Below are 23,440 nucleotides of genomic sequence, written 5' to 3'. Positions count from 1 at the left end.
GGAGAAGGCAGAATGTCGCGCGAGTCGGTGGCCAATGATCGTGCGACGCTCCTGCCCTGATTTGGAGGGACATTTCAGGCATTTGCAGCGCCGCCATCGCCGTCAGGCGTCGTGGCCGGGGGTGGTGGGGCGGAGGCCGTCCATCAGGAGGTTGAGGAGGCGGGCTGCCATTGCTTCGTTTGCGGGCGAGCCGGCCACGGTGAAGATGCCGATGAGGGCTGCGGCGATGTCTTCGGCGGGGAGGTCGGCGCGGAGTTCGCCGGTCGTGCGGCCGGCTTCGAGGATGTCGTCGATGGCTCCGAGCAGCTCGGTCCGGGTGTGGGCATGGGCGATCTCGCCCGATTCGACCATCGCGAGCAGGGTGTCGAGCATGCCGTTCTTGGTCGCGATCCACTCCCCGAACAAGTCCATCCAGCGCCGCAGGGCTGCGGGCGGCTCGAGCTCTGCGAGGAGCTCGCGGGCACCGCCGGTGAGCCGCGAGACCTGGTCCTGGTAGACCGCGTCGACCAGCGACTCGCGGGTGGGGAAGTGCCGGTAGAGAGTGGCGATGCCGACCCCGGCTTCGTTCGCGATCGCGCGCATCGACGGCTCGGCCTCGGCCGAAGCGAACATGCGGGTCGCCACCTCCAGCAACTGCCGGCGGTTGCGGGTCGCGTCCGCCCGGGGTTTGCGGCTCTCCATTGCGGTCAAAACGGATCACGCTCCGGTTATGCTAGCTTGGGTCTACTGAAACGGAGCATAGTTCGTTTAACGAGCCGCTATAGGAGACAGGCGAGCATGAAAGAACCGACCACGGGCAGGGCCGTCCAGTTCGAGTCGTTCGGCGGACCGGATGCCTTGAGCGTCCGCGAGGTGCCGGTGCCGCAGCCCGGTCCGGGACAGATCCGTGTGCGGGTCACCGCGGCCGGCCTGAACCCGATGGACTGGTTCATGACTTCTGATGCGGACACCGCTGCGCGGTTCGGCTTAAGCCTGCCGTGCGGATTCGGCACCGACTATGCCGGGGTGGTGGACGAGGTCGGTGAGGGCGTGAGCGAGTTCGTCGCCGGTGACCGGGTGTTCGGCGGTGCCATGTCGCGCGCGGTCGCCGACCACATCGTCGTGGACCAGGCGGGGACCATCGTGGTTGGCGGCGAGGCGCACCATACCCCCGACGGCGTCGACGACCGCACCGCTGCCACGCTGACCATTGCGGGCCGTACGGCGGCCGCAGCTCTGGCGGTGGTCAACCCGGGCCCGGGTGACACGGTGCTCATCGGCGGCGCGGGAGGCGGGGTAGGCGTGTTCGCCGTACAGCTTGCGCGCCTCGCAGGCGCACGGGTGATTGGGACGGGATCGGCAAAGTCGGCCGATGCGCTGCGCGCGCTCGGGGCCGAGCCGATCGCCTATGGCGATGGTCTGGTCGACCGGGTCCGTGCGCTGGCTCCCGCCGGCGTCACCGCGGCCATGGATTTGCACGGGACGGACACGGCGCTGGCGGCACGCGAACTCGGCGTACCCGACGAGCGCATCACGACCATCGCCGCCCAGATCGACGGCATCACACCGGCGAACGGCGCCAACACAGCCCCGGGCGCCCTCGCGGAGATCGCCGGCCTGGTAGCGGCGGGCCACCTGCGGGTGCCGATCGCGGCCAGCTTTCCGGTCGAACAGATTCGCACCGCGGTCGAACTTCAGGCGGAGCGGCACGTACAGGGAAAGGTCGTCATCGACCTCTAGAGAGATCGGGGAACACAACCTCGGTTGGGCGCTGTCCTTGGCGGTCGAGGAATGTCGTGGGCGCTGGGCATGCAGGACAGACGTCTCGCCCATTGATCGCGGTGCGGTAGGCGTCAGCGTGACCGAGGGTGAGTCGGACGCCTGCGGGACGATTTATTGTGCGTTTTCGCAGATCAGAGGGCTTTGGTCGGGTTGAATGCACCAGCTGGTGCCAGCTGGGGCATGGCCTGGATTTCGCGTGGGCCGAGCGAGTATGGTCTAGGCCAACGTCGTGCATATGCACGTGCATTTGCAGATGCGCCGGAGGATGGCCCGTGACAGACCCCGAGTTCGGTTCGGACGAGTGGCAGGTCGAGTACTACCGGCATGAGTTCGCGTACCTGCTGAGATCCGTGCGCAAACGGGCCGGAAAGACCGTTCGCGAGATCGCCGAGGCCAGCAACTACTCGCATCCGCACATCGCCCGGTCCCTCAAAGGCACCCGGTTCCCGAACTGGAAGCTGGTGCGAGCGATCCTCAACGCCTGCGGCGTCGGCGGCGATCAGCTCAACTGCTGGCTGAGACTGTGGAAGACCGCCAGCGCCACCCAATCATGGCCGCGGCCCAGCAGCGCGCACGAGCCCGGCCGGCGCACGTGGGTAGAGATCCAGCAAGAGTGGGAAGCCCGGACGACAGCAATCCGGCAGCCCGATGCGACGCTGCTGCAGATCCAGCAAGTGGTCACCCTCGAGCAGCTAGGACGAGTGCTCACCGCACTCAGCCGGCGACAGGGATACCGATCTCTCCGACGACTGGAAGAACTCAGCGGCGTCTCGAGATCGACGTTGCACGGCTGGTACGCCGGCCAACGAAAGCCGACCGCTGCGCGGCTCCACCGACTCGCGGTCGCGCTCGGCGCAACGCAGGCGGAGCAACTGGCACTGATTCAATGCCTTTCCCGGATCTCGCCACTGCGACGACCGCCCGCGCCCGAACGACCCGCGGCTTGCGCAGCCAACAACCCCTCGCTCGGACAACACTGCAAGCTGCCCAGATTCCATCAGGGACCGCATCAGGCCACCGTCGGCGAGTCGTGGCTCGACGACGGCGTGCTCGACGGCCGCAGCGGCACAGCGCCGCACTCGCAACTGGAGGCCGTGCCCACAAGGCGGGTGCACTTCGGCCCAGGTTGGTAGCACCACCTTCGCAGTCGGTGGCGAGCCACCGTGCACGACAGAACCAGTAACACGAACACCCGCAGAGGAACCAAGAACGCCATGGGCGACGCGAACAATCCCGCAGGCCGGTTGCACACTCTCCTGACCGACTACCGCGCCGCCGCGCACATCGACTCGACGATGCACGCGACCTGGGCGACGGTTCTCGGTGTGTCCGAAGGGCAGGTGCCGGTAGCCCTTGCCGAGGTCGCCGCACTGATCCCCGAGATTCATCGCCTCGTCGTCCAGTGCGGAGCGGCCGAACAGCTCGCGCTCTTCGAGGCCTTCGGACGGCAGTGGGCGGTGCCGATCATGAGTGAGCACCATCCGCGGCAGACTCCTAGTCCCGGCCCGGGCGCCGTGGACCCGAACGCACTGGCGGTCCTCGGCGGGCTCTCGGCGTACCTGTCCACCTGTGCTCCCGAGGGCGCTCTTCCGGACGCTGAGGAAGTAGCTGAACTCAAAGCGGCAGTGCGTGAGCTTCTCGATGCCCTTGTGCGCGAGGACTCGCTGCCTCGCGACCTGCGGTCGGCGATGAACGCGCGGCTGCACGACATCATCTGGGCTATGGACCATGTCCGCATAGGCGGGCCGGGAGCTGTCAGGCAAGCCACGGAGCGGCTGCTCGGTCAGATCAACATCTCGCTTTACAACGCTCCTGAGGCGCGCAGCTCCGGGCTTCTGAAGAAGGTGATGAAGACCATCTCGTGCGTCTGGATCGCTTACAAGGCAGGGCCGCAGGTCTACGCTGCACTCGATGGTTGGCAAGACCTCATCAAAGAACTGCCGCCGGGCCGGTAAACCTCTACAGGCTGAAGGCGATTGAGCGCAGGATCAGTGCGGCGATGAAGACTGCTGTGAAGGCCAGGTCCAGTGACAGGCCGCCGAGGCGGACCGGTGGCAGGACTCGTCGTACACGGCTGATGGCCGGCTCCGTCCACGCGTGGGTCAGGGCGCGGGCTCGGCTTGCCCATTGGGGGCCGTTTGCCAGGACGCCTGTCCAGTCCAGGACCATCCGGGCGAGCAGCACCAGGATGAATGCGGTCAGGACGTACCCGACCAGGGCTCCGATGAGGCTCATGGGTAATTCCTCCGTGATCGCGCGCTGACCGTCTTGTCAGTATCAACGGTGCAGACCACGGAGGAATGTCCCTCTGGCCATCTTCTTAGCGGACTATCAGACGCCGGCCTACTTGCTGGGCGGCGGAGTCGACGTGATGCGGGTTGTGGCGATTGCGGAGTACAGGATGTCGCCGCGTTGCAGGGAGGGTTCGGGGGCGCCGTTGATGTCGGGTGGGCCGTCCTTTGTGACGACGGTTCGGCGGCCGAGGAACTGACCGCCGGTCTCGGCGATCAGCAGGTCGTCGCGGTAGCCGTCGCCGTCGCGGCCGATCACCCGGGCCCGGCGTCCGTCGACGGTGACGACCTCGTCGAGGAGCTTGATCCCGGGGATCTTGCGGGCGGCCTCATACAGGGCGGCCCGCAGATCGGCCGGTACGAGGCCGGTGCTCAGCACGGATCCGATGCGCCGCCAGGCCACGAAGTCGGGCGCCGGCACCGGAGGGTTCTTGCGGAGCGCGGCGAGCAGTAGGTCGGGGTCGCGTGGTTGAGCAGCGAGGAACTCGTACGTCGTGTTCTCCCAGCTCGGCTCGCACGGCTTGGGACCGCGGATGACAATGCCGGTTTCGGTTCCGACCGTCGGGCAGGAGTTGAGCGAGACGCTGGGCTTCATCGGGTGAAAGAGGTACGGCGCCTTGGTCCGAGCGAGTTCGCGTGCTTCGGGGCTCGCGAACTCGACGCGGGTCATGAAGCTCGACGTGCTGACGTACGGCGGTTTGTGGTCGGACGCGATCCAGGTCGTCTTTTCGCCGTACTGCGTGGCACGCAGGCTCGGGTTGTCTCCGAGTGGCGTCAACCTGGCCGTGCGGTAGCTGATCTGCAGGAATTGCCCCGGTGGGATCGGGTCGTCCGGATCGGCGTTGCTCGCCGTCGCGGCATCCGCGAGGAACGTGCTGGCGTTGGCGACGGTCCCTGCCGGTGACGCGCCGTCCCGTGTCACAACGTCCGCGACCAGGAAGCCACCTGCGAGAGCGAGTGCCATTGCTCCGGCCAGAAGCACCCGCGGACGCCCTACGAAGGAGCGCGTCCGCTCGCGTGCCGAGCCGCGGACAACTTCCGGGCTGGTCGTCGCGAGGCGCGGAGGTGGAGTCAGGAGTTGTTCGCGGGCGGCGGCGAGGGCTTCAGGAGTGGGGGCGGGGGTGTCTTCGCGGAAGCGTTTGAGCAGGTCGAGGTCGGTCATGGTTGCTCCTCGAAGGATGGGCCGAGGGTGGCGCGGACGGATTTGCGGGCTCGGTGGAGGCGAGAGCGGACGGTGCCGATCGGGATGTTCAGTGCGGCGGCGATCTCGGCGTACCCGAGGTCTTCCCAGGCGTACAGGAGCAGTACGTCGCGTTCCGCTTGGCGGAGACCGGCCAGGGCGCGAGCGAGGGTCGGCTGGGCGGCCTCGGCGTCCACGCGGGACGCGACCTCGCCGGCCAGCGGATCTTCGTGGGTCTGACGTCCGGCGGGTTCGGAGCGTGCGTACGCGCGGTACTGGCGTACTTCGGAGCGGCGTCGTCGGTGGATCAGGTTCGTCGCGATGCCGTACAGCCAAGGCAATGCCCCATCGAGCCCTCCAGTGCCGGGATCGGGGGTGTAGTGGTGGCGGCGTTCGTAGGCGATCAGGAAGGTTTGGCTGAGGAGGTCGTCGGCCTCGGCGGTGCCGAGCCGGCGGGCGGCGTACCGGTGGATCTTCACCGCGTGCCGGTCGAACAGCAGGGCGAACTCCTCCCGGGTCGCTCCGCTGATCAGCTCGGCATCGGTCGGCGGCTCCGGACGACCGGGCGGATCCACGGAGGCGGCAGGCTGCGTCCCTGTTTGCATACCTGTTACTGCCCGCACAGCCGCCTTCGGTTCCCGCCCCATCGCAGGAGTCTGGCACGCGCCTTGGTCCGTCGCGTGCGGCATGCTGGGCTGCCTCACGATGAGCGTCGACCAAGGAGTGGTCATGGATTGGAAGGATCTGCCGCTCGACCGCTGCCCGCGCGGCAACGAGGTGGAGACGCTGCAGTTCGCCTTGGACCGGGTTCGCCAGCAGTTCGCGTGGAAGACCGGCGGGCTCACCGGCGAGCAACTTCGGCAGACGCATCCACCGTCGACGATGACGCTGGCGGGGCTGATCAAGCACCTGGCGTTCGTGGAGGACGGCTTCACCGCGCGGGCAGCCGGACAGCCTCTCGGCCCGCCGTGGGACACCCGCAGTTGGGTCGAGAACGACCGCTGGGGTTGGGAATCCGCGGTCACCGACGACCCTGACGAGCTTTACGCGCTCTGGTACGCCGCTGCAGCGCGCTCCCGCGCCGCCTGGCAACAACTGAGCGCGGACGGCGGCCTGGACATCTTGGTCGAGGACCCGGACCCGGACCCGGCCTGGACCTCGAACCGTCGGCGCATCGCGATCGACCTGCTCGAGGAGTACCTCAAACACACCGGTCATGCCGATGTCCTGCGCGAGGCCGTCGACGGCGTGACGGGAAACGATCCTGACTGACCTCGCGGACGCCCTGCGGGATTCGTACGGCGTCCACGCGGCCGAACTGCACCGGATTCCAGCCGGCACGAACACGATCAACTACCGCGTAATCGACGAGAACGGCCGGCGATGGTTCGCCAAGCTCTACCGAGGCGACCTCGAGCGCGAACGCGCGGCGATCGAACTGACCGAGTTCGCCCGTCAAGGTGCAGGTCCGGTGCCGGCAGTACGGCGGACTCTCGACGGCGACCTGATCTGCGCACGGGTACCGATGTCGTTGTGGGAGTTCATTGACGGCGAGACGGCCGAGGGCGGAATCACCGGTGCTCGCTGGCAGTCGATCGGTACCGTGCTGGGCCGACTGCATCGGCGGCTGGCCGAGCATCCGGCGGCGGCGCCGACGAGTCAACCGGCTGTCGGCGTACGGGACGTCAGCAAGGCGGTGGGATCCTTCGACCGGGTGATCGACGGATATGCGAGCCGCGCGCGCCTCAACCCGTTCGAGCAGTGGGCCTGGGAGGCCGCCAAGGAGCGCCGAGGGCTGCTCGATCGGGCCGGCGCGATCCTCGCGGAACTGCCGGACCTGACGGTGCAGATCGTTCATGGTGATCTCGCCTCTCCGAATCTGATGCTGTGCGGCGACGAGGTCGCCGCCGTGCTCGACTTCCAGCCGCCGAGCCCGCGCTTCACCGCGTGGGAGATCGCCCGGATCGGCTGCGACCCACGCACCGTGATGCTCGGCGACGGCTGGATCGACGGGCTCCCCGAACTACTGCTCGCGTACCGCGACGAACATCCCGCGGCGCACGTCGACGACCTTGTCTCGTCGGTCGCTGCAGGGTGCGCCTACACGCTCGCGTCGACCTACCCGCTCGCCGAACCGCTCGACGATCCCGCTGCCGTGAACCCCGCTCTCGAGTTCTACGGTCGGGCGCGTCACGAGAGCGCGCTCGTGATGCTCGAGCGGCTCCCCGACGTACAGGAAAGGTTGCGGGAGCGACTCAGACCGAGACCTTGAACATGCGCTCGGCGTTGTGCAGGGACTCGGTCACGATGGGCTGGGAGTTGGCGATCACCTCCTGCTGGTACGTCACGAGATCCTTGTCCGACGTCAGTGCACGGGTCAGTCGCGCGGCATCCCAGAGGGCAGTGTTGGCACCGGCGCCCGCGGCTGGGGTCATCGGGTGTACGGCGTCGCCGAGCAGCGTCACGCGCAACGAGGACCACGACGGGACGGTGATGCAGGTCCGCAGCGTGATCGGGAACGCCGCGCCGGGCTCCCCCGCGTCGACCAGCTCGCGAACCGTCGGATGCCAATCGGCCACGGACCGCTCCACGATGGCCCACAGCTCGGCCGGGCTCATCGCGAACAGTTCCTCGTCCGACGCACCGAGCACCGCGTTCGTCCCGGTCAGCACCGCCATCAGATAGTCGCCGTACTCCGCCGGCGGCTCGCGGAAGACCACCGGCGCGAACGCCGCACCGAGACCGGATCCGTCGCTCGCGAAGCAGAACCCGCGCAGGAAGGCTTCCGGCGCCACCTCCCGAACGACCGGAGTCAACGGCACCTTCCCGTAGATGCAGCGCACCCCGATGTCCAGCACATCGAGCTCCGGGACCAGCTGACCACGCACCCGCGAACCGACACCGTCCGCGCCGACCAGCACGTCGGCGACCGCGGAAGTCCCGTCCGCGAAGGCGATCTCGACCCCGTCGGGCGTCTCGACGTACGACGCGAACTGCTTGCCGAACTGCAGCACGCCGTCGAGCCCGGTCATCAACGCGCGACGGAACGCATACCGATCCACCGAGGTCACCGCGTCTGGCCCGGCCACCGGATACACCTGCTCGAACTGCTGATTCAGCTGGGCGTCGAAGCCCGCCACCAGGTCACCGGGCTGCGTCGCCGTGGCGATCACCCGACGCCGCACGGCGTCCGGCAGCATCTCGGCCAGCGCCTCCTCGCCGACCGGGCTGATGTGGATCCGGTAACCCTGCTTGCGGTACTGCGGTGAGGGATCGCGCTCGAACACCGCGACGTCCACTCCCGCCTCGAGCAACCCCTGCGCCAGCGCCAGTCCACCGATCCCGGCACCCATGATCGCAACCTTCATCTCCGACTCCAATCACCCGCTCGGAAAACTTTGTCATCCGTCTGGTTGATTAAGTTAGCACGCCGGATGGAAGTCCGCTAGGATGACTTTCGTGCGGAGATCACCGGATCCCGAGCAGCGGCAACGCGACCCCGAGCGCAGCAAGCAGCAGTTGCTGGACGCGGCGGTGGTCGAGTTCGGCGCGCACGGGTTCAGCGGGGCGCGGGTGAGCGAGATCGCCGCTCGGGCAGGCGTCAACAAGCAACTGATCTCGTACTACTTCGGTGGCAAGGAGGGTCTGTACCGTGCGGTCGCCGACCGTTGGCGGGCCGGCGAGCCGGCGCTCGCAGGGGACGCGGAGTCCCTCGGCGAGGTGGTCGGGGCGTATGCGAGTGCCGCGATCGCACAACCGGACCTTCTCCGACTGCTCGTCCGCGAGGCCGTCGAGCGGGACACCAGCAACCTGGATCGGGAGGGTCAGCGCGCCCGCTTCCGGGCGATGGTCGAGGACTTCAAGCGCCGGCAGGACGACGGTGAGCTCGCGCCCGACCTGGACCCGCGGCACGCCGCACTCGCGCTGTTCGGCCTCGCGGCCGCGCCGGTGGTGTTCCCGCAGATCGCCCAGGCACTGGGACTGGATGCCGGCAGCGAGGAGTTCGCCGCCGAGTACGCCGACCAGACGGCGAAGCTCGTCTCACACCTCAAGAAGAACGAGAGCTAGGGCCTAGATCGCCCCGGAGATGGCGCGGTTGCGGAGTTCGGACTTGTAGGCCTCGAGCGCGATGAGTTCGCCGAACATCCGGTTGTACTCGTCCGCACGCTCGATGGGGTTCGTCCGTTGCAGCTTCGACTTCAGGTCCTGGATGCGGCGCGCACACGTGAGCTCCTGCAGCCGCGCCAGCAACGCGAGCGCATACGGCTCGTCGGGCTCCCGCCCCAGCCGCAGCGGATCCACGGCCAGCGCACCGACCACCGCGGCCGCCGGATCGTTCCCGACGGCATCGCGTACGGCGACCACCCAGGCCTCACCGGGTGGCGCGGCGGCCGGCCCGCCGATCTTCGCCATCGCGGCCCGGATCGCGCCCAGCCACGGATGCGTGAAGTCGTGGTCGTCGAGCTCGTCGAACGCGACCCCGACCAGCGCCGGATGCTGCATCGCGACCTTCAGCACGTCCCACTCGATCACGAACCGCTGGTCCCGCGGCGACGGGATGTCCACCCGCGGCCGGACGGGCTCGGTCGCCCCAGTCGCCTGCGGAGACGCCTGGATGCGCACCTGCCCCGAGGTCGAAGGCTGCCTGGAGGCGGCCCTGTAGACCTCGGACCGGACCTGGTCCTCGTCCATCCCGAGGTGCCCGGCGAGCTCGCGGGTGAATGCGTCCACCTTCGACCGGTCACGGATGCTGATCACCAGCCGCGCCGCGTCCCGCAACGCGTCGATCCGGGTGTCGGCCCGGTCCAGGTCGTACTTCGACAGCACGTTCCCCAGCACGAACCGGTACAGCGGGACGCGCCGCCCGATCAGCTCCCGGACCGCGGCGTCGCCCTTCTGCAGCCGCAGGTCGCACGGGTCCAGCCCGTCCGGCTCGACCGCGACGTACGTCTGCGCGGCGAATGCTTGGTCGCCTTCGAACGCCTTGACCGCCGCGCGCTGACCGGCCGCGTCGCCGTCGAAGGTGAAGATCACCTCGCCGCGGAACTGGTCGTGGTCGAGCAACAGCTGCCGCAGCACGCGCGCGTGGTCGTCGCCGAACGACGTACCGCAGGTGGCGACCGCGGTCTGCACGCCCGCGAGATGACAGGCCATCACGTCGGTGTAGCCCTCGACGACCACGGCCTGCCGGCCCTTCGCGATCTCCCGCCGGGCGAGGTCCACGCCGTACAGGACCTTGGACTTCTTGTAGATCGGTGTCTCGGGGGTGTTCAGGTACTTCGCTTCGATCCGGTCGTCGTCGAACAGCCGGCGCGCGCCGAACCCGATCACGTCCGACGACGCGTCCCGGATCGGCCACATCAGCCGGCCGCGGAATCGGTCGTAAAGCCCGCGCTGCCCGTCGGCGGCCAGGCCGGACGCGACCAGCTCGGCGTTCGTGAAGCCGCGACCGCGGAGGTGGCTGATCAGCGCCTCGCCGCCGCGTGGCGAGAACCCGACCCCGAAGTGCACGGCGGCGTCCTTGTCGAAGCCGCGCTTGTCCAGGAACTGCCGTCCGATCGACGCCTCAGCCGCGCCGAACAGCTGGTCGACGTAGAACTCGGCCGCGACCTTGTGCGCCTCCACGAGCCGCGGCCGCTGGTTGCCTGGGCCGCGCTGCACCGGCGCTCCGGAGTCCTCGTACCGCAGCTGGATGCCGACCTTCGAGGCCAGCGTCTCGACCGCCTCCGAGAAGGTGATCTGGTCGACCTTCTGGATGAAGTCGATGACGTCGCCGCCCTCTTGGCAGCCGAAGCAGTAGAAGAAGCCGCGGGACGGGGTGACGTTGAACGACGGCGACTTCTCGTCGTGGAACGGGCAGAGGCCCTTCAGGTTGCCCCCGCCGGCGTTCTTCAAGGTCACGTACGAGCCGACGATGTCGTCGATCCGGGCGCGCTCGCGCACCAGCGCGATGTCCTCTTCCTTGATCCGGCCTGCCACCCCGCGAGTCTAGCCGGGCGGATCACGTAGGTTTGCGGGTATGCCACGTTCCCTTCGCCCAGGTCAGCGGTCCGAGCTGTACGTCGTCGACGTCGCGGCCAACACCCACCGGCTGGTGTTCGGCTCGGACGAGGTCCTGTTCGAGGCCCCGAACTGGCTCCCCGACGGCACTCTGGTTGTCAACGGCAACGGGCTGCTGTTCCGGGTGACGGACGCTCTCGAGGAGATCGGACTCGGCGGCGTACCGGCGATCAACAACGATCACGTGGTGGGTCCGGACGGGCGGACCGTCTACGTATCGGCGGCCGACGGCCACATCTACGCCGTACCGATCGAAGGCGGATCCGGCCGCCGGGTGACGAACGATCGCGGCCCGGGCTTCCACCACTACCTGCACGGCGTCTCGCCGGACGGTACGACGCTCGCGTACATCGGGCTGGAGTGGGTCGGTGACCGGCGGATCACCAATGTGTGGACGATCCCGGCCGCGGGCGGCGCCGATCTCCAGGTGACGGACGACGAGTTCGCCGACGACGGATCGGAGTACGGCCCCGACGGCGAGTGGATCTACTTCAACTCCGAGCGCGCCGGGCAGGCACAGCTGTTCCGGATCCGGGTCGCCGACCGGCACGTCGAGCAGCTCACCGACGACGAGCGGGTGAACTGGTTTCCGCATCCCGCTCCGGACGGATCATGCATCGTCTACGTCAGCTTCCCGCCCGGCACCGAAGGACATCCGGCCGACATCGACGACGTCCGCCTGCGCCTCCTGACCAAAGACGGCGAGGTCCGCGAACTGACGAGCCTGTTCGGCGGCCAGGGCACGATGAACGTCCCGAGCTGGTCGCCGAACAGCGCGTCGTTCGCCTACGTCACGTATCCGCTCTAGACGTCGGCGAGGTCCACCGAGGTGTCGGCCAGGCGCGCCGGGTCGACCTCCTTGCCGGAGCGGATGAGGTTCTGGACCGCGTCGATGGCGCCCCAGGTGTTGACGTGCATTCCGGCCAGGACGTGGTGGTCGTCGTCGAGCCAGAACGCCACGTAGGCGCCGGACTTCGGGTCGCCGCGCAGGACGACCTGGTACGACGTTCCGCGCGGGACGTCTCCGGCGTACTCCATCCCGAGGTCGAACTGGTCGGTGAAGAAGAACGGGATCGCGTCGTGCGACACGTCCTGCCCGAGCATCGCCTTCGCGGCCGAGGCGCCGGTGTCCTTCGCGTTCTGCCAGTGCTCGACGCGGACGAACCGCCCGAACAGCGGATGGTCCCAGCGAACCACGTCGCCGGCGGCGTACACGTCCGCGACCGAGGTCTGCAGGTCCGCACCGGCGACGATGCCCGACCCGTTGTCCCGTGTCGCAACCTCGATGCCGGCCGCCTCGGCCAGCTCGGTGTTCGGCTGCACACCGACCCCGACCACTACCAGATCCGCCGGAATCACCTCACCCCCGCTAACCCGGACCCCGGTGACCTGGGAAGTCCCCTCGAATCCCTCCACCCCGGTCCCGAACCGGAACTGCACCCCGTGCTGCCGGTGGAACTCGGCGAACAGCTCACCGACCTCTTCACCGAGTACGCCGGCCAGCGCGGTGGACTGCGGCTCGACGACCGTCACCTCGCACCCACGCTCGCGAGCAGCCGACGCCGCCTCGAGCCCGATCCATCCGGCGCCCACCACGACCACGCGCGGCTTCGCGGCGTACGCATCGGTCAGCGCCTGCGCCTCCTCGGCCGTCCGCAGGTAGTGCACGCCCGGCAGATCCGCGCCCGGTACGTCGAGCTTGCGGACGCGGCTGCCCGTCGCGATCAAAAGCTTCGTGTAGGGCACCTGCGAGCCGTCGTCGAGCGTGACCGTGTGCGCGGCCGGATCGAGCGCGGTGACCGTGGCCCCGAGGCGCAGGTCGATGTTGTTGTCGTCGTACCACTGCTGGTCGTGCAGCTGCGCGGACGCGGTCTCGTCCTTGCCGAGCAGGACACCCTTCGACAAGGGAGGTCGCTCGTACGGCAATGACTGCTCACTGCCGATCAGGACGATGCCACCGCTCCAGCCGTCCTTCCGAAGGGCCTCGGCAGCGGTCGCTCCCGCGAGACTCGCACCGACGATCACGATCTGCTCTGCATCAGCCATGACAGAACGATAGTCCTCCGCGACCTCTTGTCGCCGACCGCCTCGTTGACTACGTTATCGCAGGACATCATACGTCCTATGTCCTCTCTGGAGAGCCATGCGCGTACTCGCACCAGGCCGTCTCGCGGCCGCCGCCCTACTGGTGTTCACAACCCTCACCGCACCGCCCGCCCGCGCCGGCACAGCCCCTTTCGTGGACGACAGCGTGCTGTTCCAGCAGAAGACCGAGGGCTACTCGTGCTTCCGGATCCCGGCCGTCGTGCACGCGACGAACGGCGACGTACTCGCGTTCGCCGAAGGGCGGGTCGCGGACTGCGGTGACGACGGCGACATCGACATCGTGCTGCGCCGCTCGACCGACGGCGGCAAGACCTGGGGCCCGTTGCAGGTGGTGTCGGACGGCAACGGCAGTACGCACGGCAACCCGGTTCCGATCGTGGACCGGAAGACCGGGCGGATCGTGCTCGTCACGACGCACAACGGCCCGCAGCCGTGCACGAACGGCTGCGATCGCGACCCGTACGTCCAGACCAGCGACGACTTCGGCGCGACCTGGACCGCGCCCCGCGAGCTGACCGACGCGAAGCTGCCGAGCTGGAACTTCTGGTACGCGACCGGCCCGATGCACGGCATCCAGCTCGAACACGGCCCGCACGCCGGCCGGCTGATCGTCGGCGCGAGCTTCGAGACGTACGACGGGGTTGGGCCGCATGTTTACGGCACCCATTTGCTGTACTCCGACGACGCGGGCGAGACCTGGCACATCGGCGCGACGACCTCACGGGACGACGGTTCAGTGATCGCGCAGGAGGTCACTGTGGTCGAGCTGACCGACGGCAGGATCTACGCGCTGGCCCGCGAACGCGGCACCGATCCGGGCAACCGCGCGTACGCGATCAGCAGCGACGGCGGGGACAGCTTCGACGCACCGTTCCGGACGCTCCCGAAGTTGGTGATGCCCGATGTGCAGGGCTCGCTACTGCGGTTCAGCGCGCGCAACGAGGGCGATCGCCGGAACCGGATCCTGTTCTCGGCGCCGGCGCACCCGGCCGCACGCGAGGTGATGACCGTGCGGTCGTCGTACGACGAGGCGCGATCGTTCGGCACGTGGCAGCAGGGGAAGGTCTTCTACTGGGGTCCGTCGGCGTACTCCGACATGGTCCGGCTGGATGGTGACGAGGCCGGGTTGCTGTACGAGGCCGGTGTCGCGAACCCGTACGAGTCGATCCGCTGGGCGCGGTTCAACGAGGCGTATCTCTCGACGCCGAACGGGACGCCGCCGGGCATCCCCGGTCCGCCCGCGCCCGGCCCGCTGACGCCTGACGTCGGCCCCGCTCGCAACCCGGCGTACGTGCGCGGTGGAGCGACTGTTGCCGCAGGCAAGTTCGGGAACGGGCTCGCGCTGGACGGGGTGGACGATTACGTGGAGGTGCCGTTCGACCGGTCGATCGATCTGGGTGCCGACGACTTCACGATGATGGCGTGGATCAGGTACGGCGCGACGACCGGGACACACGCGATCCTGTGGGCGTACCGGACCGGCTCCGGCAGTACGCCGCAGGTGTGGTTGCGGGCGGAGCCGGAGAGCAAACGGATCCGCGCGCTGCTCTCGGTCGACCGTTTCAACGTGACGGTCCAGTCGGCGTCGGCGTACAACGACGACCAGTGGCATCACGTCGTACTGCAACGGGTCGGCGGGAAGTTGCGGTTGGTGGTCGACGGTGCCGAGGTCGGCTCGGCGACGGCGCCGGCCGGATCGGTCACGGCGGGCAAGGAGTTCGGCGTGCAGGGCATTCACGTCGGCCAGCGCGTGGACGGCGTCAACCGCTTCCAGGGCGCGCTCGACGAAGTCCGCGTCTACCGCCGGGCACTCACGGACACCGAACTCCAGCAGATCCGCGAGACCAACAGACCGATCACGAACCGGCTAGGCCTCGACCTGCCGTTCACCACCATCCGCTGAACCACGACCCCCTACCCGTCCGGGCCGTGACCATCTCACGGTCAGCCGGTTTTGTGACTGGTGTTTGGAAGGTTGAGGTGTGCATTCTCGACAGGACATGTCGGGCGGCTGGGTAGTACACCTGAGCGTGATTGTGGTCGTGCGTACGGTGTCTCGCTGGTGCTCTACCTGTCGAGCTTGCACACCATCGACCGACCCCGCGGCAGGTCATTGGCGGAGGTTCGTGGTGGGCGTTCGTGGTGCGTGGCGACAGGAAGTGGTGTGTGGAGACCTCTATTTCGGCTCTTGTGACGGATGTGTGGGGCCGGTTGGGTTGAGTTGGGAGTCAATTGGTGGCGGTCGTCGGTGCGCAGGACTGGATATCCCCTCGTGTGTTGGAGTGTGGCCGAGGGCGGGGCAGGTTTGGGGACTGGGGACTGCTACCCACCTAAAGTGACCAGTCAGCGTCCCCAGTCACCCCGGGCGCTGAGGATTGTGTGCAAGGTCGACAGGACATATATGTCCACTGTCCAGCGATCCGGACGGCCGCCCGGTGCGGGGGGCGGGTAGTAGACGTACATGTCCTGTCGACCTTGCTGTTTTGCGGCGGACCGCGGCATCCGTGAGCGCGGTCAGCCGGTTCCTGGGGGAAGAGACATCTTCCGGGTGCTGCGGACAGGCAATATCAGGTGCGAGCCCACCGGACCCTGTCTCACGGCCCCGCAGTTCACCCACACATCAGACAGGAGAGCCGCTATTTCCTGTTCACCGGCGCCGGTTCGGGCAGCACGCCCTGCGGCGAGTGGTTCGCAGCTTCGTCAGTGGGTGAACTGGTGGTGCCAGGCGAGGGCTGAGGGGTCGGTGAGGGAGGCGACCTGGTCGACGATGACACGGAGGCGGGCGGCGTCGTCGGTCGCCTCCGCGAAGTCGGACCGGAACGGGACGTCCAGGTGCCGCGGGGCCGTTTTCCACAGGGCTTCCACGAGTTCGGTGAGAAGCTCGCGCTGGGTGGCCCGGCGGGCCTGGCGTTCGGGTGAGTTGAGGACGTGGAACATGCCGACGCCCTTCAACAGCCCGATCTCGGTGCGAATACCGTCCGGCACCACCAGATCGGCCTCGTACCGGATCAGCCGGGACCGGCCGAACACGGCGTGCGTCGTCTGCTCGGCGGCGGTCGCGAACCGGCCGATGAGCTGGCTGGTGACGTCCTTCAGTGCGCCCAAAGCTCGCCTGCTGTCGTCGAACGCGGCGCGCGGCCAGTAGTGCAGCGCCTTCAGCCGCGCCCAGCCCTCGTCCAGCTCAGCATCGGTTGCCTCCGGCAAGTACATCTGCCGGACCGTCTCCCAGTACGGCGCCGGCTCGGCGTCGACCGCGGCGAGATCGATGTGATGCGCGACGATCCCGTCCTCGACATCGTGCACGGAGTACGCCACGTCGTCGGCGAAGTCCATCACCTGCGCCTCCAGGCAGCGCCGCTCCCCCACACCCTGGCGCAACCAGGTGAAGACCGCGAGGTCGTCGTCGTACACCCCGAACTTGCGCTCGTCCGGCCGGCGAGGCCACGGGTACTTCGTCGCGGCGTCGAGGGTCGCCCGGCTCAGGTTGAGACCGACGCTGCGTCCGTCGGCGTCGAACGTCTTCGACTCCAGCCGCGTCAGCAGCCGTAGCGTCTGCGCGTTCCCCTCGAAGCCGCCGACCTCCGCGGCGACCTGGTCGAGCGCGCGCTCGCCGTTGTGCCCGAACGGCGGATGCCCGAGGTCGTGCGCCAGGCAGGCCGCGTCCACGATGTCCGGATCGCAGCCGAGTGTCGCCGCCAGTTCGCGGCCGATCTGCGCGACCTCGAGGCTGTGCGTCAACCGGTTCCGCACGAAGTCGTCGCTGCCGGCCGTCACGACCTGCGTCTTGGCCGCCAGCCGACGCAACGCCGCACTGTGCAGCACGCGCGCGCGATCACGGGCGAACGCGGTCCGCCCCGGCCGCTTGACCGGCTCGGCGACCCACCGCTCGGCGTCGTGCTCGTCGTACCCTTCATGCTGCTTCCTCATCACCGCTCACCGTAGCGGCGACCACCGACAAAACCGCGCTTCGATGCGTTTGGCGTCGGGTACCGGGCTAGCAGTTTCGCGGTGGTACGGAAGAGTGCCATTTCGCCAAGTCCTTTTGTTGCGAGGCAGAGGTGCTGCACTCTTCCGCCTGGACAGGCCACCCTCTCGATCCCTTGCCGTCCTTCTCGTACGGCGGATCTGACGCGGGCCTCGCGACGTCATCAATGCTCCAGGAAGGAGCCGTCGCATGACGCACACGACGAATCATCGGATGAACGCACAGAGTCCGCCTGCAGAGGGTGTGACGGAGACAGCCCGGAACGAGGCCGGGCAGCTGAAGGAGACCTCGGCCGAGGCCGCTCGCGACGTTGCGGGGACCGTCAAGGAGAAAACGTCGGACGTGACGTCGGACGTTCGTCAAGAGGCCCGGCGGCTGGCCGGTCAGACGCGGCAAGAACTGGTGGGGCAGGCGAGTCAGCAGAAGGACAAGGCCGCCGACGCGCTTCGTTCGATGGGCGAAGAGTTGCGCGGGATGGCGGAACACGGTTCCAGCACGGGGGCTCAGCTGGCACGGCATGGCGCCGACTTCACGGATCGGACCGCGGACTTCCTGGAGCAGCACGAGCCCGGCGACCTGCTGGACGAGGTTCGCGGATTCGCGCGGCGCAAGCCCGGCACGTTCCTGCTGGTCGCCGCGGCCGCCGGCGTCGTCGCCGGCCGCCTCACCCGCGCCCTGGCGTCAGAAGGCACATCAGGCGGCAGCAGTACGTCGAGCAGCAACGGATCGCTGAGCGGGAGCGGTCGGACGGAGCAATCGGCCGGGGGCGCGGCTGCCGACGACTATTTCGTCCCACCGTCCTCGGCGCCGCTGAGCGCACCCCCGGTCCCGCCGGTCTCGGCGCCGCCTCCGACGCCCACGCCGGTAGCGCCGGACCCGGATCCGGGTGCACCGGTCACGCCCAGGTTCGAGCCCGGATCGGAGCGGTGAGATGACCATCGAAGGTACGCCGGCCGGGAGTGGTCCACATCGGCTGTCGATGGACGAGTCGGTCGGTGAGCTGGTCTCCCAGCTCACCACCGACCTGGGACAACTGACGCGCCAGGAGCTGGCGCTCGCCAAGGCCGAACTCCAGACGGAGGCGAAGAAGGCAGGCAAGGGCGCGGGCATGCTCGGGGGTGCGGCCGTTGCCGGCTGGCTGGCGGCCCTCTTCCTCTCCTTGACGGTGATGTGGGCTCTCGACGAGGCAATGGATCTCATCTGGGCAGCACTCGTCGTCGCCGCCATCTGGGCGATCGCCGCCGCCGTACTGGCGATGACGGGACGCAAGGAGCTCCAGGAGGTCAACCCGAAACCCGACCAGACGGTCGAATCACTCAAGGAGGACGCGAAATGGCTGAAGACCCGGAAGAGCTGAAGCGGAACATCGAGCAAACCCGGCGCAACGTGGGCCGTGATGTCGACGCTCTGACAGAGAAGGTCAGTCCCGGTCGCGTCGTGGGCCGGCGGGTCGAGCGGGCGCGCGGCGGCGTCCACCGGCTGAAGGAACGCGTGATGGGCTCTGCGGGATCGGTGGGCGGTTCCGTGAGCGACACCGCCGGTTCGGCAGCGTCGACAGTGCAGGACGTCGGCAGCAAGGTCGGTACGGCGGTCAGCTCGACACCGGACGTGGCTCGGGAGCGGACCCGCGGTACGCCGCTGGCCGCCGGAATGGTCGCCTTCGCGGCGGGGTGGATCGCGGCCGCCGCGATGCCTGTGTCGACGCGGGAACGCGAGATGGCGGAGGCCACCAAGGACAAGGCGATGGAGGCCGCCGGTCCGGTGAAGGAACAAGCTGCGGAGATGGCCCAAGAGGTGAAGGAGAATCTCCAGGAGCCGGCCCAGCAGGCCGTGGAGAACGTCAAGCAGTCCGCATCCGAGGCGGCAACGGAGGTGGCCGACGAGGGCCGATCAGCGGCTCAGCAGGTCGTCGACGGGACGAAGGACTCGGCGTCCAACGTCCGGCAGGCAGGTGCCTCGAGCTGATGATGGACGAAAGACGACCGGCGGTTCCGGGAGTGGATGCGGAGAAGCCGACCGAGATCCCAGCAACCGGCTGGTGGCAGGTGATCCGGCGAGCCTGGGCCGAGGCCAAGGCCGACCAGGTTCCACTGCTCGCCGCCGGCGTCGCGTTCTTCTCGTTCCTCTCGCTGTTTCCGGCCCTCGTCGCCGCGGTGCTTGCCTACGGGCTGGTGGTCGATCCGGCTCAGATCCGCGATCAGGTCAAGGATCTGGCCGCATCGATGCCGGCGTCAGGGCGCGATCTGCTGCTCCAGCAGCTAGACGCTCTGACGTCGGCGCCGCGGCAAGGGTTGGGCATCGGCGTTGCGATCGCCGTGATCGCCGCGTTGTGGAGTGCCTCGGGCGGGGTGGGCTACCTGCTCACGGCGGTGAACCTCGCGTACGACGAGGAGGAGACGCGCGGGTTCGTCCGCCGGAAGCTCCTGGCGCTCGGGATGACGCTGGGCGCGATCGTCTTCGTCCTGCTCGCGATCGCACTGCTCGCAGCGGGCGCGGCGATCGGGAACGAGGTCGCAACACCGGTCCGCATCCTGTTGGAGGCGGCGAGGCTGGTCCTTGCCGTCGTACTGGTCACCGTGGCGCTTGCCGTCACCTACCGGCTGGGGCCTGATCGCGATGCGCCGCGTATCCGCTGGGTGTCCACGGGCGCCGTCGTCGCGACCGTTGTCTGGCTGATCGCTTCGATCGGTTTCTCGATCTATGTCGAGACGTTCGGCAACTACGCCAAGACCTACGGCAGTCTCGCCGCCGTGGTGGTCCTGATGTTGTGGTTGTGGCTGACCGCGTACGCCGTATTGCTCGGAGCCGAGATCAACGCGGAGGCCGAGCAACAGACGGCGCGCGACACCACCAAGGGGGAGCCGCGGCCCATCGGACGGCGAAACGCGGTCAAGGCCGACTCCGTCCCCCAGTAGCAGACCCGGTTCGGTCAAGTGGCGACGCAATAGCGGATCCAGACCACTCCGTCCTTGAACACCTCGGTGCCCGCGTGCCGCAGGTTGAGGCAATGGACGTCGTACCACGGCTCGCCTCCGATCAGCACCGGATGGACGAGGAGGGCCAGCTCATCGACCAGGTCGAGGCCCAGACAGGTGCGGAGCACTGCGTGCGAGTCGACGCGGACGGTCTGTACGCCGCGGCGCCCCAGGACCTCGAGCACTTCGACAAGATCTACCTGGTCGTAGCCCGTGATCAACTCACGGGTCGTCGCGTCCGGCGGGCGCTCCGGCGTCTGGTCGGCGTACAACGCCAGGACGCCGGACCAGTAGCCCAGCTCCCGTAACGAGTCCCAGCTCCGGACCCGCGCCCGCTCGTCCACTACTGCGAGCAATGGACCCTCGGCCCGCGGACCGCGCCGAGGAGCCGCGAGTACGGCGTTCTCCTGGGCGAGGATCGTGCCGGCGTCGATCAGCGTCACGTCCTCCTGCCACAGCGACGCCAGCGCATAGAACCGTGCGAGGTCGACGTCGAATCCCGACGTCACCCCGTCCAGCGAAACCGCCAGCTGAGCCACCACATGAGGCCGCATGCCCCCAACGTAGGGACGACCACCGACAAATACTGATTGCAGAGACTCCTCTGCAGAGACTACTCTGCATTTATGCGACGGATCGATGCCCGAAGTCTGCGCGGACTGGCCCACCCGCTCCGGATGCGCATCCTGGAGGCGATCGAGCTCGACGGACCGGCGACCTCGAGCACGTTGGCGACGCGGCTCGGCGAGAACACCGGCACGATCAGCTGGCACCTGCGGCTGCTCGCCGAGCACGGGTACCTCGAGGAGGACCCCGACCGCGGCACGAAGCGCGAGCGCTGGTGGCGCCTCCCCCACGGTCAGACCGTCCTCGACCCGGCCGAGTTCCTCGACGACCCGGAGACACGGCGCGCACTCGACGTTTACCTGCGCGATCTCGTGGAGCGCTACTACAACCGCGTCCGGGCCTACGTCGACGAAGACTGGCCGGCCGACTGGCAGCACGCCGCCGGCCTCTCGGACTGGCGCGACCTGCGCCTGACTCCAGAGCAGTTGCACAAGCTCAACGAGGAGATTGGCGCCGTCATCGACCGCTACACCGGCGCCGAACCGGCGGATGGGTCGGAGCGCGTCATCGTCCAGCTGCAGTCGTTCCCGCGCCGCTCATGAGCCTGCTGCGAACGCACCGCGACTTCCGCCTGTTCTGGATCGGCGAGACGATCAATCGTTTCGGCAGCGCGGTCTCGTCGGTGGCGCTGCCGCTGGTCGCGATTTCGATGCTCGACGCGACAACCTTCGAAGTCGGCCTGCTGACCGCGGCGGCCTGGGGGCCGTGGCTCCTGATCGGCCTGCCCACCGGCGCCTGGATCGATCGGGTACGTCGACGTCCGCTCCTGCTCGTTTCCTCGGCCCTCTCCGGCCTCTTGCTCGCCCTGGTTCCACTGGCGGCGTTGGTCCCACTGGCCGGTGACCTGCTGACGATCGAGTTCCTCCTCGTCATCGCAGGGCTCGTCGGAGCCGCGTCGGTCGTGTTCCAGACGGCGTACACCGCTTATCTCCCGACGCTTCTGGATCCGTCCGATCACGCTGAGGGCAATGCGAAACTGCACGGGAGCGCGTCGGCCGCGCAGATCGCGGGGCTCGGCTGCGGCGGGCTCCTGGTGCAGTTCGCCGGCGCGGCCAACGCACTGTTCGTCGACGCGGCCAGCTTCCTGGTCGCCCTCGGTTGTCTGGCCGCGATCCGCTTCCGGGAACGCCGTACGAACGCGCCTCGGCAGGCCGGTGCGATCCGGGAGGGCATCAGGCTGGTCGCGCGCGACGTCTGGCTGCGCACGTTGACGATCTTCGGCGCGGTCTCGAATCTCGCCTTGATGGGCTATCAGGCGATCGTCGTCGTGTTCCTGGTCCGCGAGGCCGGGCTGACCGCGGGCACGGTCGGCACACTGATCGCGGCGGCCTCCAGCGGCGGTGTGCTCGGCGCCCTCGTCGGCCGGAAGATGATGCGGTTCGGTACGGCGCGTGCGCTGCTCCTGTGCGAGCTCGGCCTACCGACCCTGGCATTGCTGATCCCGTTGGGCGGCGTGAGCCCGTGGTTCTATCTGGTCGGCGCGTTCGGCGTGAGCCTCGGCGTGGTCGGCGGAAATGTCGTGAAGGCGACGTTCCTGCAGTCCTACTGTCCACCTGACCTGTTCGGCCGGCTGACCGCGACGAACGCCTTCGTCAACTACGGCACCATCCCGCTCGGCGCCCTGCTCGGCGGAACACTCGGCCAGACCCTCGGCCTCACCCCGGCCCTGTGGATCACGACAGCCGGCGTACCCCTCGCCGGTCTGGTCCTGCTCGCGTCACCGATCCGCGGGCGCCGAGACCTACCGACTCACCAAGGCACCGGCGTACCCGGAACGACTGCCGACTCCAGCCGGATCCGCACTGCCTGACGGGCGCGCTCGTATCCCGTCTCGTCGTTGTGCAGGATCGAGGCGAGGTTCGCGGCCTCGTAGTACGCGTTCAGGTCGAACGCGAGCTGCGCCGGATCGGCCGCGAGCTCGCCTCGCTCGACGGCCTCGGCGACCGCGGTTTCGATCAGGTCCATCCACTCGTGATGGACGGACGCGAGGTACTCGTGCACAGCGCCGCCGCGCGCGGAGAACTCGTGCGAGACCTTCTGGAAGAAGCAGCCGCCCGGGAACACCCGGCTCCGCGAGTAGTCCAGCCAGTACCGGCTCAGCGCCCACACCCGCCCGAGACCGGGCTCCACCTCGTAGGCCGGAATCACGACATTGTCGGCGTAGATCCGGCGCGCTGCCCGGACGGTCGCCAACTGCAGCTCCTCCTTGGAGCCGAAGTGTGCGAAGAGTCCGCTCTTGCTGATCCCGAGCTCGTTCGCGAGCCGCCCGATCGACAGCCCTTCGAGACCGTCGACCGACGCGATGTCGACCGCGCGACGCAGTACGGCGCGGCGGGTCTGGTCACCCCGCGCCAACCGTCCGTCGACCTTCTCCACGACTCCCGATCCTAAGTGCCGTTGACTGCTAGCCTGTGCGAAACTAATAATACGACCGTTCGTATAGTTTGCCGGAGGG

Annotated in this window: 24 protein-coding genes; 14 read left to right on the top strand and 10 right to left on the bottom strand. The window is 68.3% G+C overall.

Features of this window, described 5'->3' with window-relative positions; genetic code table 11:
- Window positions 1–102 precede the first annotated feature (102 nt).
- Window positions 103–681, bottom strand: a complete 579-nt coding sequence (locus EV651_RS02245; RefSeq protein WP_202870151.1) for a TetR/AcrR family transcriptional regulator — start codon at window positions 679–681, stop codon at window positions 103–105.
- Window positions 682–777: 96 nt separating this feature from the next.
- On the opposite strand from EV651_RS02245, the gene EV651_RS02240 reads away from it, so the two are divergent.
- From EV651_RS02240 to EV651_RS02230, 3 genes are all read left to right on the top strand, one after another.
- The gene (locus EV651_RS02240) at window positions 778–1,719 is read left to right on the top strand and encodes an NADP-dependent oxidoreductase (protein WP_133781403.1); all 942 of its coding nucleotides are present in this window, start codon (window positions 778–780) and stop codon (window positions 1,717–1,719) included.
- A 314-nt stretch (window positions 1,720–2,033) separates the two neighbouring features.
- A complete protein-coding gene (locus EV651_RS02235; RefSeq protein WP_166658464.1) occupies window positions 2,034–2,894 on the top strand; it encodes a helix-turn-helix transcriptional regulator in 861 nt (286 codons plus the stop codon).
- Window positions 2,895–2,975: 81 nt separating this feature from the next.
- Window positions 2,976–3,716, top strand: a complete 741-nt coding sequence (locus EV651_RS02230) for a hypothetical protein (protein ID WP_133781399.1) — start codon at window positions 2,976–2,978, stop codon at window positions 3,714–3,716.
- Between the two features lie 4 nt (window positions 3,717–3,720).
- Here EV651_RS02230 and EV651_RS02225 read toward each other — a convergent pair whose 3' ends face one another.
- The 3 genes from EV651_RS02225 to EV651_RS02215 all read right to left on the bottom strand — a co-directional run bounded on the left by EV651_RS02225 (window position 3,721) and on the right by EV651_RS02215 (window position 5,879).
- Window positions 3,721–3,996 carry a YggT family protein gene (locus tag EV651_RS02225; RefSeq protein ID WP_133781397.1) on the bottom strand — a complete coding sequence of 92 codons (276 nt, stop codon included), beginning with the start codon at window positions 3,994–3,996 and terminating at the stop codon, window positions 3,721–3,723.
- Window positions 3,997–4,104: 108 nt separating this feature from the next.
- On the bottom strand, window positions 4,105–5,214 hold the full coding sequence (locus tag EV651_RS02220) for a CU044_5270 family protein (protein WP_133781395.1): 1,110 nt from the start codon (window positions 5,212–5,214) through the stop codon (window positions 4,105–4,107).
- Window positions 5,211–5,879: an RNA polymerase sigma factor gene (locus tag EV651_RS02215; protein WP_238156602.1), complete on the bottom strand. Its 669-nt coding sequence runs from the start codon at window positions 5,877–5,879 to the stop codon at window positions 5,211–5,213. Before EV651_RS02215 ends, EV651_RS02220 begins: the two co-directional genes overlap by 4 nt.
- 82 nt (window positions 5,880–5,961) lie before the next feature.
- Between EV651_RS02215 and EV651_RS02210 the strand changes: the two genes are divergently transcribed.
- Both EV651_RS02210 and EV651_RS02205 read left to right on the top strand, forming a co-directional pair.
- On the top strand, window positions 5,962–6,504 hold the full coding sequence (locus EV651_RS02210) for a DUF664 domain-containing protein (RefSeq protein WP_133781393.1): 543 nt from the start codon (window positions 5,962–5,964) through the stop codon (window positions 6,502–6,504).
- Complete coding sequence (locus EV651_RS02205) at window positions 6,494–7,504, top strand: phosphotransferase (protein WP_133781391.1); 1,011 nt, start codon at window positions 6,494–6,496, stop codon at window positions 7,502–7,504. Before EV651_RS02210 ends, EV651_RS02205 begins: the two co-directional genes overlap by 11 nt.
- Here EV651_RS02205 and EV651_RS02200 read toward each other — a convergent pair.
- Window positions 7,488–8,600: an NAD(P)/FAD-dependent oxidoreductase gene (locus EV651_RS02200; protein WP_133781389.1), complete on the bottom strand. Its 1,113-nt coding sequence runs from the start codon at window positions 8,598–8,600 to the stop codon at window positions 7,488–7,490. The two genes, EV651_RS02205 and EV651_RS02200, sit on opposite strands and share 17 nt — an antisense overlap.
- Before the next feature lie 91 nt (window positions 8,601–8,691).
- On the opposite strand from EV651_RS02200, the gene EV651_RS02195 reads away from it, so the two are divergent.
- A complete protein-coding gene (locus tag EV651_RS02195; protein ID WP_238156601.1) occupies window positions 8,692–9,300 on the top strand; it encodes a TetR/AcrR family transcriptional regulator in 609 nt (202 codons plus the stop codon).
- A gap of 3 nt (window positions 9,301–9,303) precedes the next feature.
- Here the strand turns inward: EV651_RS02195 and dnaG are convergent, their stop codons facing one another.
- The gene (gene dnaG / locus EV651_RS02190; protein WP_133781385.1) at window positions 9,304–11,211 is read right to left on the bottom strand and encodes a DNA primase; all 1,908 of its coding nucleotides are present in this window, start codon (window positions 11,209–11,211) and stop codon (window positions 9,304–9,306) included.
- 40 nt (window positions 11,212–11,251) lie between these two features.
- Here dnaG and EV651_RS02185 point away from each other — a divergent pair, with 40 nt between their 5' ends.
- Window positions 11,252–12,100: a PD40 domain-containing protein gene (locus EV651_RS02185; RefSeq protein WP_133781383.1), complete on the top strand. Its 849-nt coding sequence runs from the start codon at window positions 11,252–11,254 to the stop codon at window positions 12,098–12,100.
- Here EV651_RS02185 and EV651_RS02180 read toward each other — a convergent pair.
- A complete protein-coding gene (locus EV651_RS02180) occupies window positions 12,097–13,338 on the bottom strand; it encodes an NAD(P)/FAD-dependent oxidoreductase (protein ID WP_133781381.1) in 1,242 nt (413 codons plus the stop codon). The genes EV651_RS02185 and EV651_RS02180 overlap by 4 nt on opposite strands.
- A 97-nt stretch (window positions 13,339–13,435) precedes the next feature.
- On the opposite strand from EV651_RS02180, the gene EV651_RS02175 reads away from it, so the two are divergent.
- Window positions 13,436–15,301, top strand: coding sequence for a sialidase family protein (locus tag EV651_RS02175; protein ID WP_133781379.1), 1,866 nt, complete (start codon window positions 13,436–13,438; stop codon window positions 15,299–15,301).
- A gap of 797 nt (window positions 15,302–16,098) precedes the next feature.
- On the opposite strand, the gene EV651_RS02170 is transcribed toward EV651_RS02175, so the two are convergent.
- Window positions 16,099–17,325: a deoxyguanosinetriphosphate triphosphohydrolase gene (locus tag EV651_RS02170; RefSeq protein ID WP_133781377.1), complete on the bottom strand. Its 1,227-nt coding sequence runs from the start codon at window positions 17,323–17,325 to the stop codon at window positions 16,099–16,101.
- A 301-nt stretch (window positions 17,326–17,626) separates the two neighbouring features.
- Between EV651_RS02170 and EV651_RS02165 the strand changes: the two genes are divergently transcribed.
- Genes EV651_RS02165 through EV651_RS02150 form a run of 4 tightly spaced genes read left to right on the top strand, consistent with a single transcriptional unit; the run spans window position 17,627 to window position 20,298 of the window.
- Window positions 17,627–18,313 carry a CsbD family protein gene (locus EV651_RS02165; protein WP_133781375.1) on the top strand — a complete coding sequence of 229 codons (687 nt, stop codon included), beginning with the start codon at window positions 17,627–17,629 and terminating at the stop codon, window positions 18,311–18,313.
- A gap of 1 nt (window position 18,314) precedes the next feature.
- Entirely contained in the window at window positions 18,315–18,740 is a 426-nt protein-coding gene (locus tag EV651_RS02160) for a phage holin family protein (protein WP_133781373.1), read from the top strand.
- On the top strand, window positions 18,716–19,348 hold the full coding sequence (locus EV651_RS02155; RefSeq protein ID WP_133781371.1) for a DUF3618 domain-containing protein: 633 nt from the start codon (window positions 18,716–18,718) through the stop codon (window positions 19,346–19,348). The genes EV651_RS02160 and EV651_RS02155 overlap by 25 nt, the downstream gene beginning before the upstream one ends.
- Window positions 19,348–20,298, top strand: coding sequence for a YihY/virulence factor BrkB family protein (locus EV651_RS02150; protein ID WP_133781369.1), 951 nt, complete (start codon window positions 19,348–19,350; stop codon window positions 20,296–20,298). The genes EV651_RS02155 and EV651_RS02150 overlap by 1 nt, the downstream gene beginning before the upstream one ends.
- A gap of 14 nt (window positions 20,299–20,312) precedes the next feature.
- Here the strand turns inward: EV651_RS02150 and EV651_RS02145 are convergent, their stop codons facing one another.
- Window positions 20,313–20,912: a dihydrofolate reductase family protein gene (locus EV651_RS02145; protein ID WP_133781367.1), complete on the bottom strand. Its 600-nt coding sequence runs from the start codon at window positions 20,910–20,912 to the stop codon at window positions 20,313–20,315.
- A gap of 72 nt (window positions 20,913–20,984) precedes the next feature.
- On the opposite strand from EV651_RS02145, the gene EV651_RS02140 reads away from it, so the two are divergent.
- Complete coding sequence (locus EV651_RS02140) at window positions 20,985–21,527, top strand: helix-turn-helix domain-containing protein (RefSeq protein WP_133781365.1); 543 nt, start codon at window positions 20,985–20,987, stop codon at window positions 21,525–21,527.
- On the top strand, window positions 21,524–22,795 hold the full coding sequence (locus EV651_RS02135) for an MFS transporter (protein ID WP_133781363.1): 1,272 nt from the start codon (window positions 21,524–21,526) through the stop codon (window positions 22,793–22,795). The genes EV651_RS02140 and EV651_RS02135 overlap by 4 nt, the downstream gene beginning before the upstream one ends.
- On the opposite strand, the gene EV651_RS02130 is transcribed toward EV651_RS02135, so the two are convergent.
- Entirely contained in the window at window positions 22,735–23,361 is a 627-nt protein-coding gene (locus EV651_RS02130) for a TetR/AcrR family transcriptional regulator (protein ID WP_238156600.1), read from the bottom strand. The two genes, EV651_RS02135 and EV651_RS02130, sit on opposite strands and share 61 nt — an antisense overlap.
- Window positions 23,362–23,440: the final 79 nt, after the last annotated feature.

Source organism: Kribbella sp. VKM Ac-2571 (assembly GCF_004362255.1).
In the GTDB taxonomy this organism is placed as follows: domain Bacteria; phylum Actinomycetota; class Actinomycetes; order Propionibacteriales; family Kribbellaceae; genus Kribbella; species Kribbella pratensis.
The sequence above is the reverse complement of the archived record's forward strand: the minus strand, read 5'-3'. Positions and strand labels throughout refer to the sequence as shown.

Bases quoted from the DNA above. Each gene is read 5' to 3' on its own strand.
- EV651_RS02175 (WP_133781379.1), top strand. From the start codon at position 13,436: ATGCGCGTACTCGCACCAGGCCGTCTCGCGGCCGCCGCCCTACTGGTG.
- EV651_RS02185 (WP_133781383.1), top strand. From the start codon at position 11,252: ATGCCACGTTCCCTTCGCCCAGGTCAGCGGTCCGAGCTGTACGTCGTC.
- EV651_RS02215 (WP_238156602.1), bottom strand. From the start codon at position 5,879: ATGGGGCGGGAACCGAAGGCGGCTGTGCGGGCAGTAACAGGTATGCAA.
- EV651_RS02210 (WP_133781393.1), top strand. From the start codon at position 5,962: ATGGATTGGAAGGATCTGCCGCTCGACCGCTGCCCGCGCGGCAACGAG.
- EV651_RS02245 (WP_202870151.1), bottom strand. From the start codon at position 681: ATGGAGAGCCGCAAACCCCGGGCGGACGCGACCCGCAACCGCCGGCAG.
- EV651_RS02180 (WP_133781381.1), bottom strand. From the start codon at position 13,338: ATGGCTGATGCAGAGCAGATCGTGATCGTCGGTGCGAGTCTCGCGGGA.
- EV651_RS02240 (WP_133781403.1), top strand. From the start codon at position 778: ATGAAAGAACCGACCACGGGCAGGGCCGTCCAGTTCGAGTCGTTCGGC.
- EV651_RS02155 (WP_133781371.1), top strand. From the start codon at position 18,716: ATGGCTGAAGACCCGGAAGAGCTGAAGCGGAACATCGAGCAAACCCGG.
- EV651_RS02140 (WP_133781365.1), top strand. From the start codon at position 20,985: ATGCGACGGATCGATGCCCGAAGTCTGCGCGGACTGGCCCACCCGCTC.
- EV651_RS02200 (WP_133781389.1), bottom strand. From the start codon at position 8,600: ATGAAGGTTGCGATCATGGGTGCCGGGATCGGTGGACTGGCGCTGGCG.
- EV651_RS02160 (WP_133781373.1), top strand. From the start codon at position 18,315: ATGACCATCGAAGGTACGCCGGCCGGGAGTGGTCCACATCGGCTGTCG.
- EV651_RS02145 (WP_133781367.1), bottom strand. From the start codon at position 20,912: ATGCGGCCTCATGTGGTGGCTCAGCTGGCGGTTTCGCTGGACGGGGTG.
- EV651_RS02230 (WP_133781399.1), top strand. From the start codon at position 2,976: ATGGGCGACGCGAACAATCCCGCAGGCCGGTTGCACACTCTCCTGACC.
- EV651_RS02170 (WP_133781377.1), bottom strand. From the start codon at position 17,325: ATGAGGAAGCAGCATGAAGGGTACGACGAGCACGACGCCGAGCGGTGG.
- EV651_RS02150 (WP_133781369.1), top strand. From the start codon at position 19,348: ATGATGGACGAAAGACGACCGGCGGTTCCGGGAGTGGATGCGGAGAAG.
- EV651_RS02225 (WP_133781397.1), bottom strand. From the start codon at position 3,996: ATGAGCCTCATCGGAGCCCTGGTCGGGTACGTCCTGACCGCATTCATC.
- EV651_RS02135 (WP_133781363.1), top strand. From the start codon at position 21,524: ATGAGCCTGCTGCGAACGCACCGCGACTTCCGCCTGTTCTGGATCGGC.
- EV651_RS02220 (WP_133781395.1), bottom strand. From the start codon at position 5,214: ATGACCGACCTCGACCTGCTCAAACGCTTCCGCGAAGACACCCCCGCC.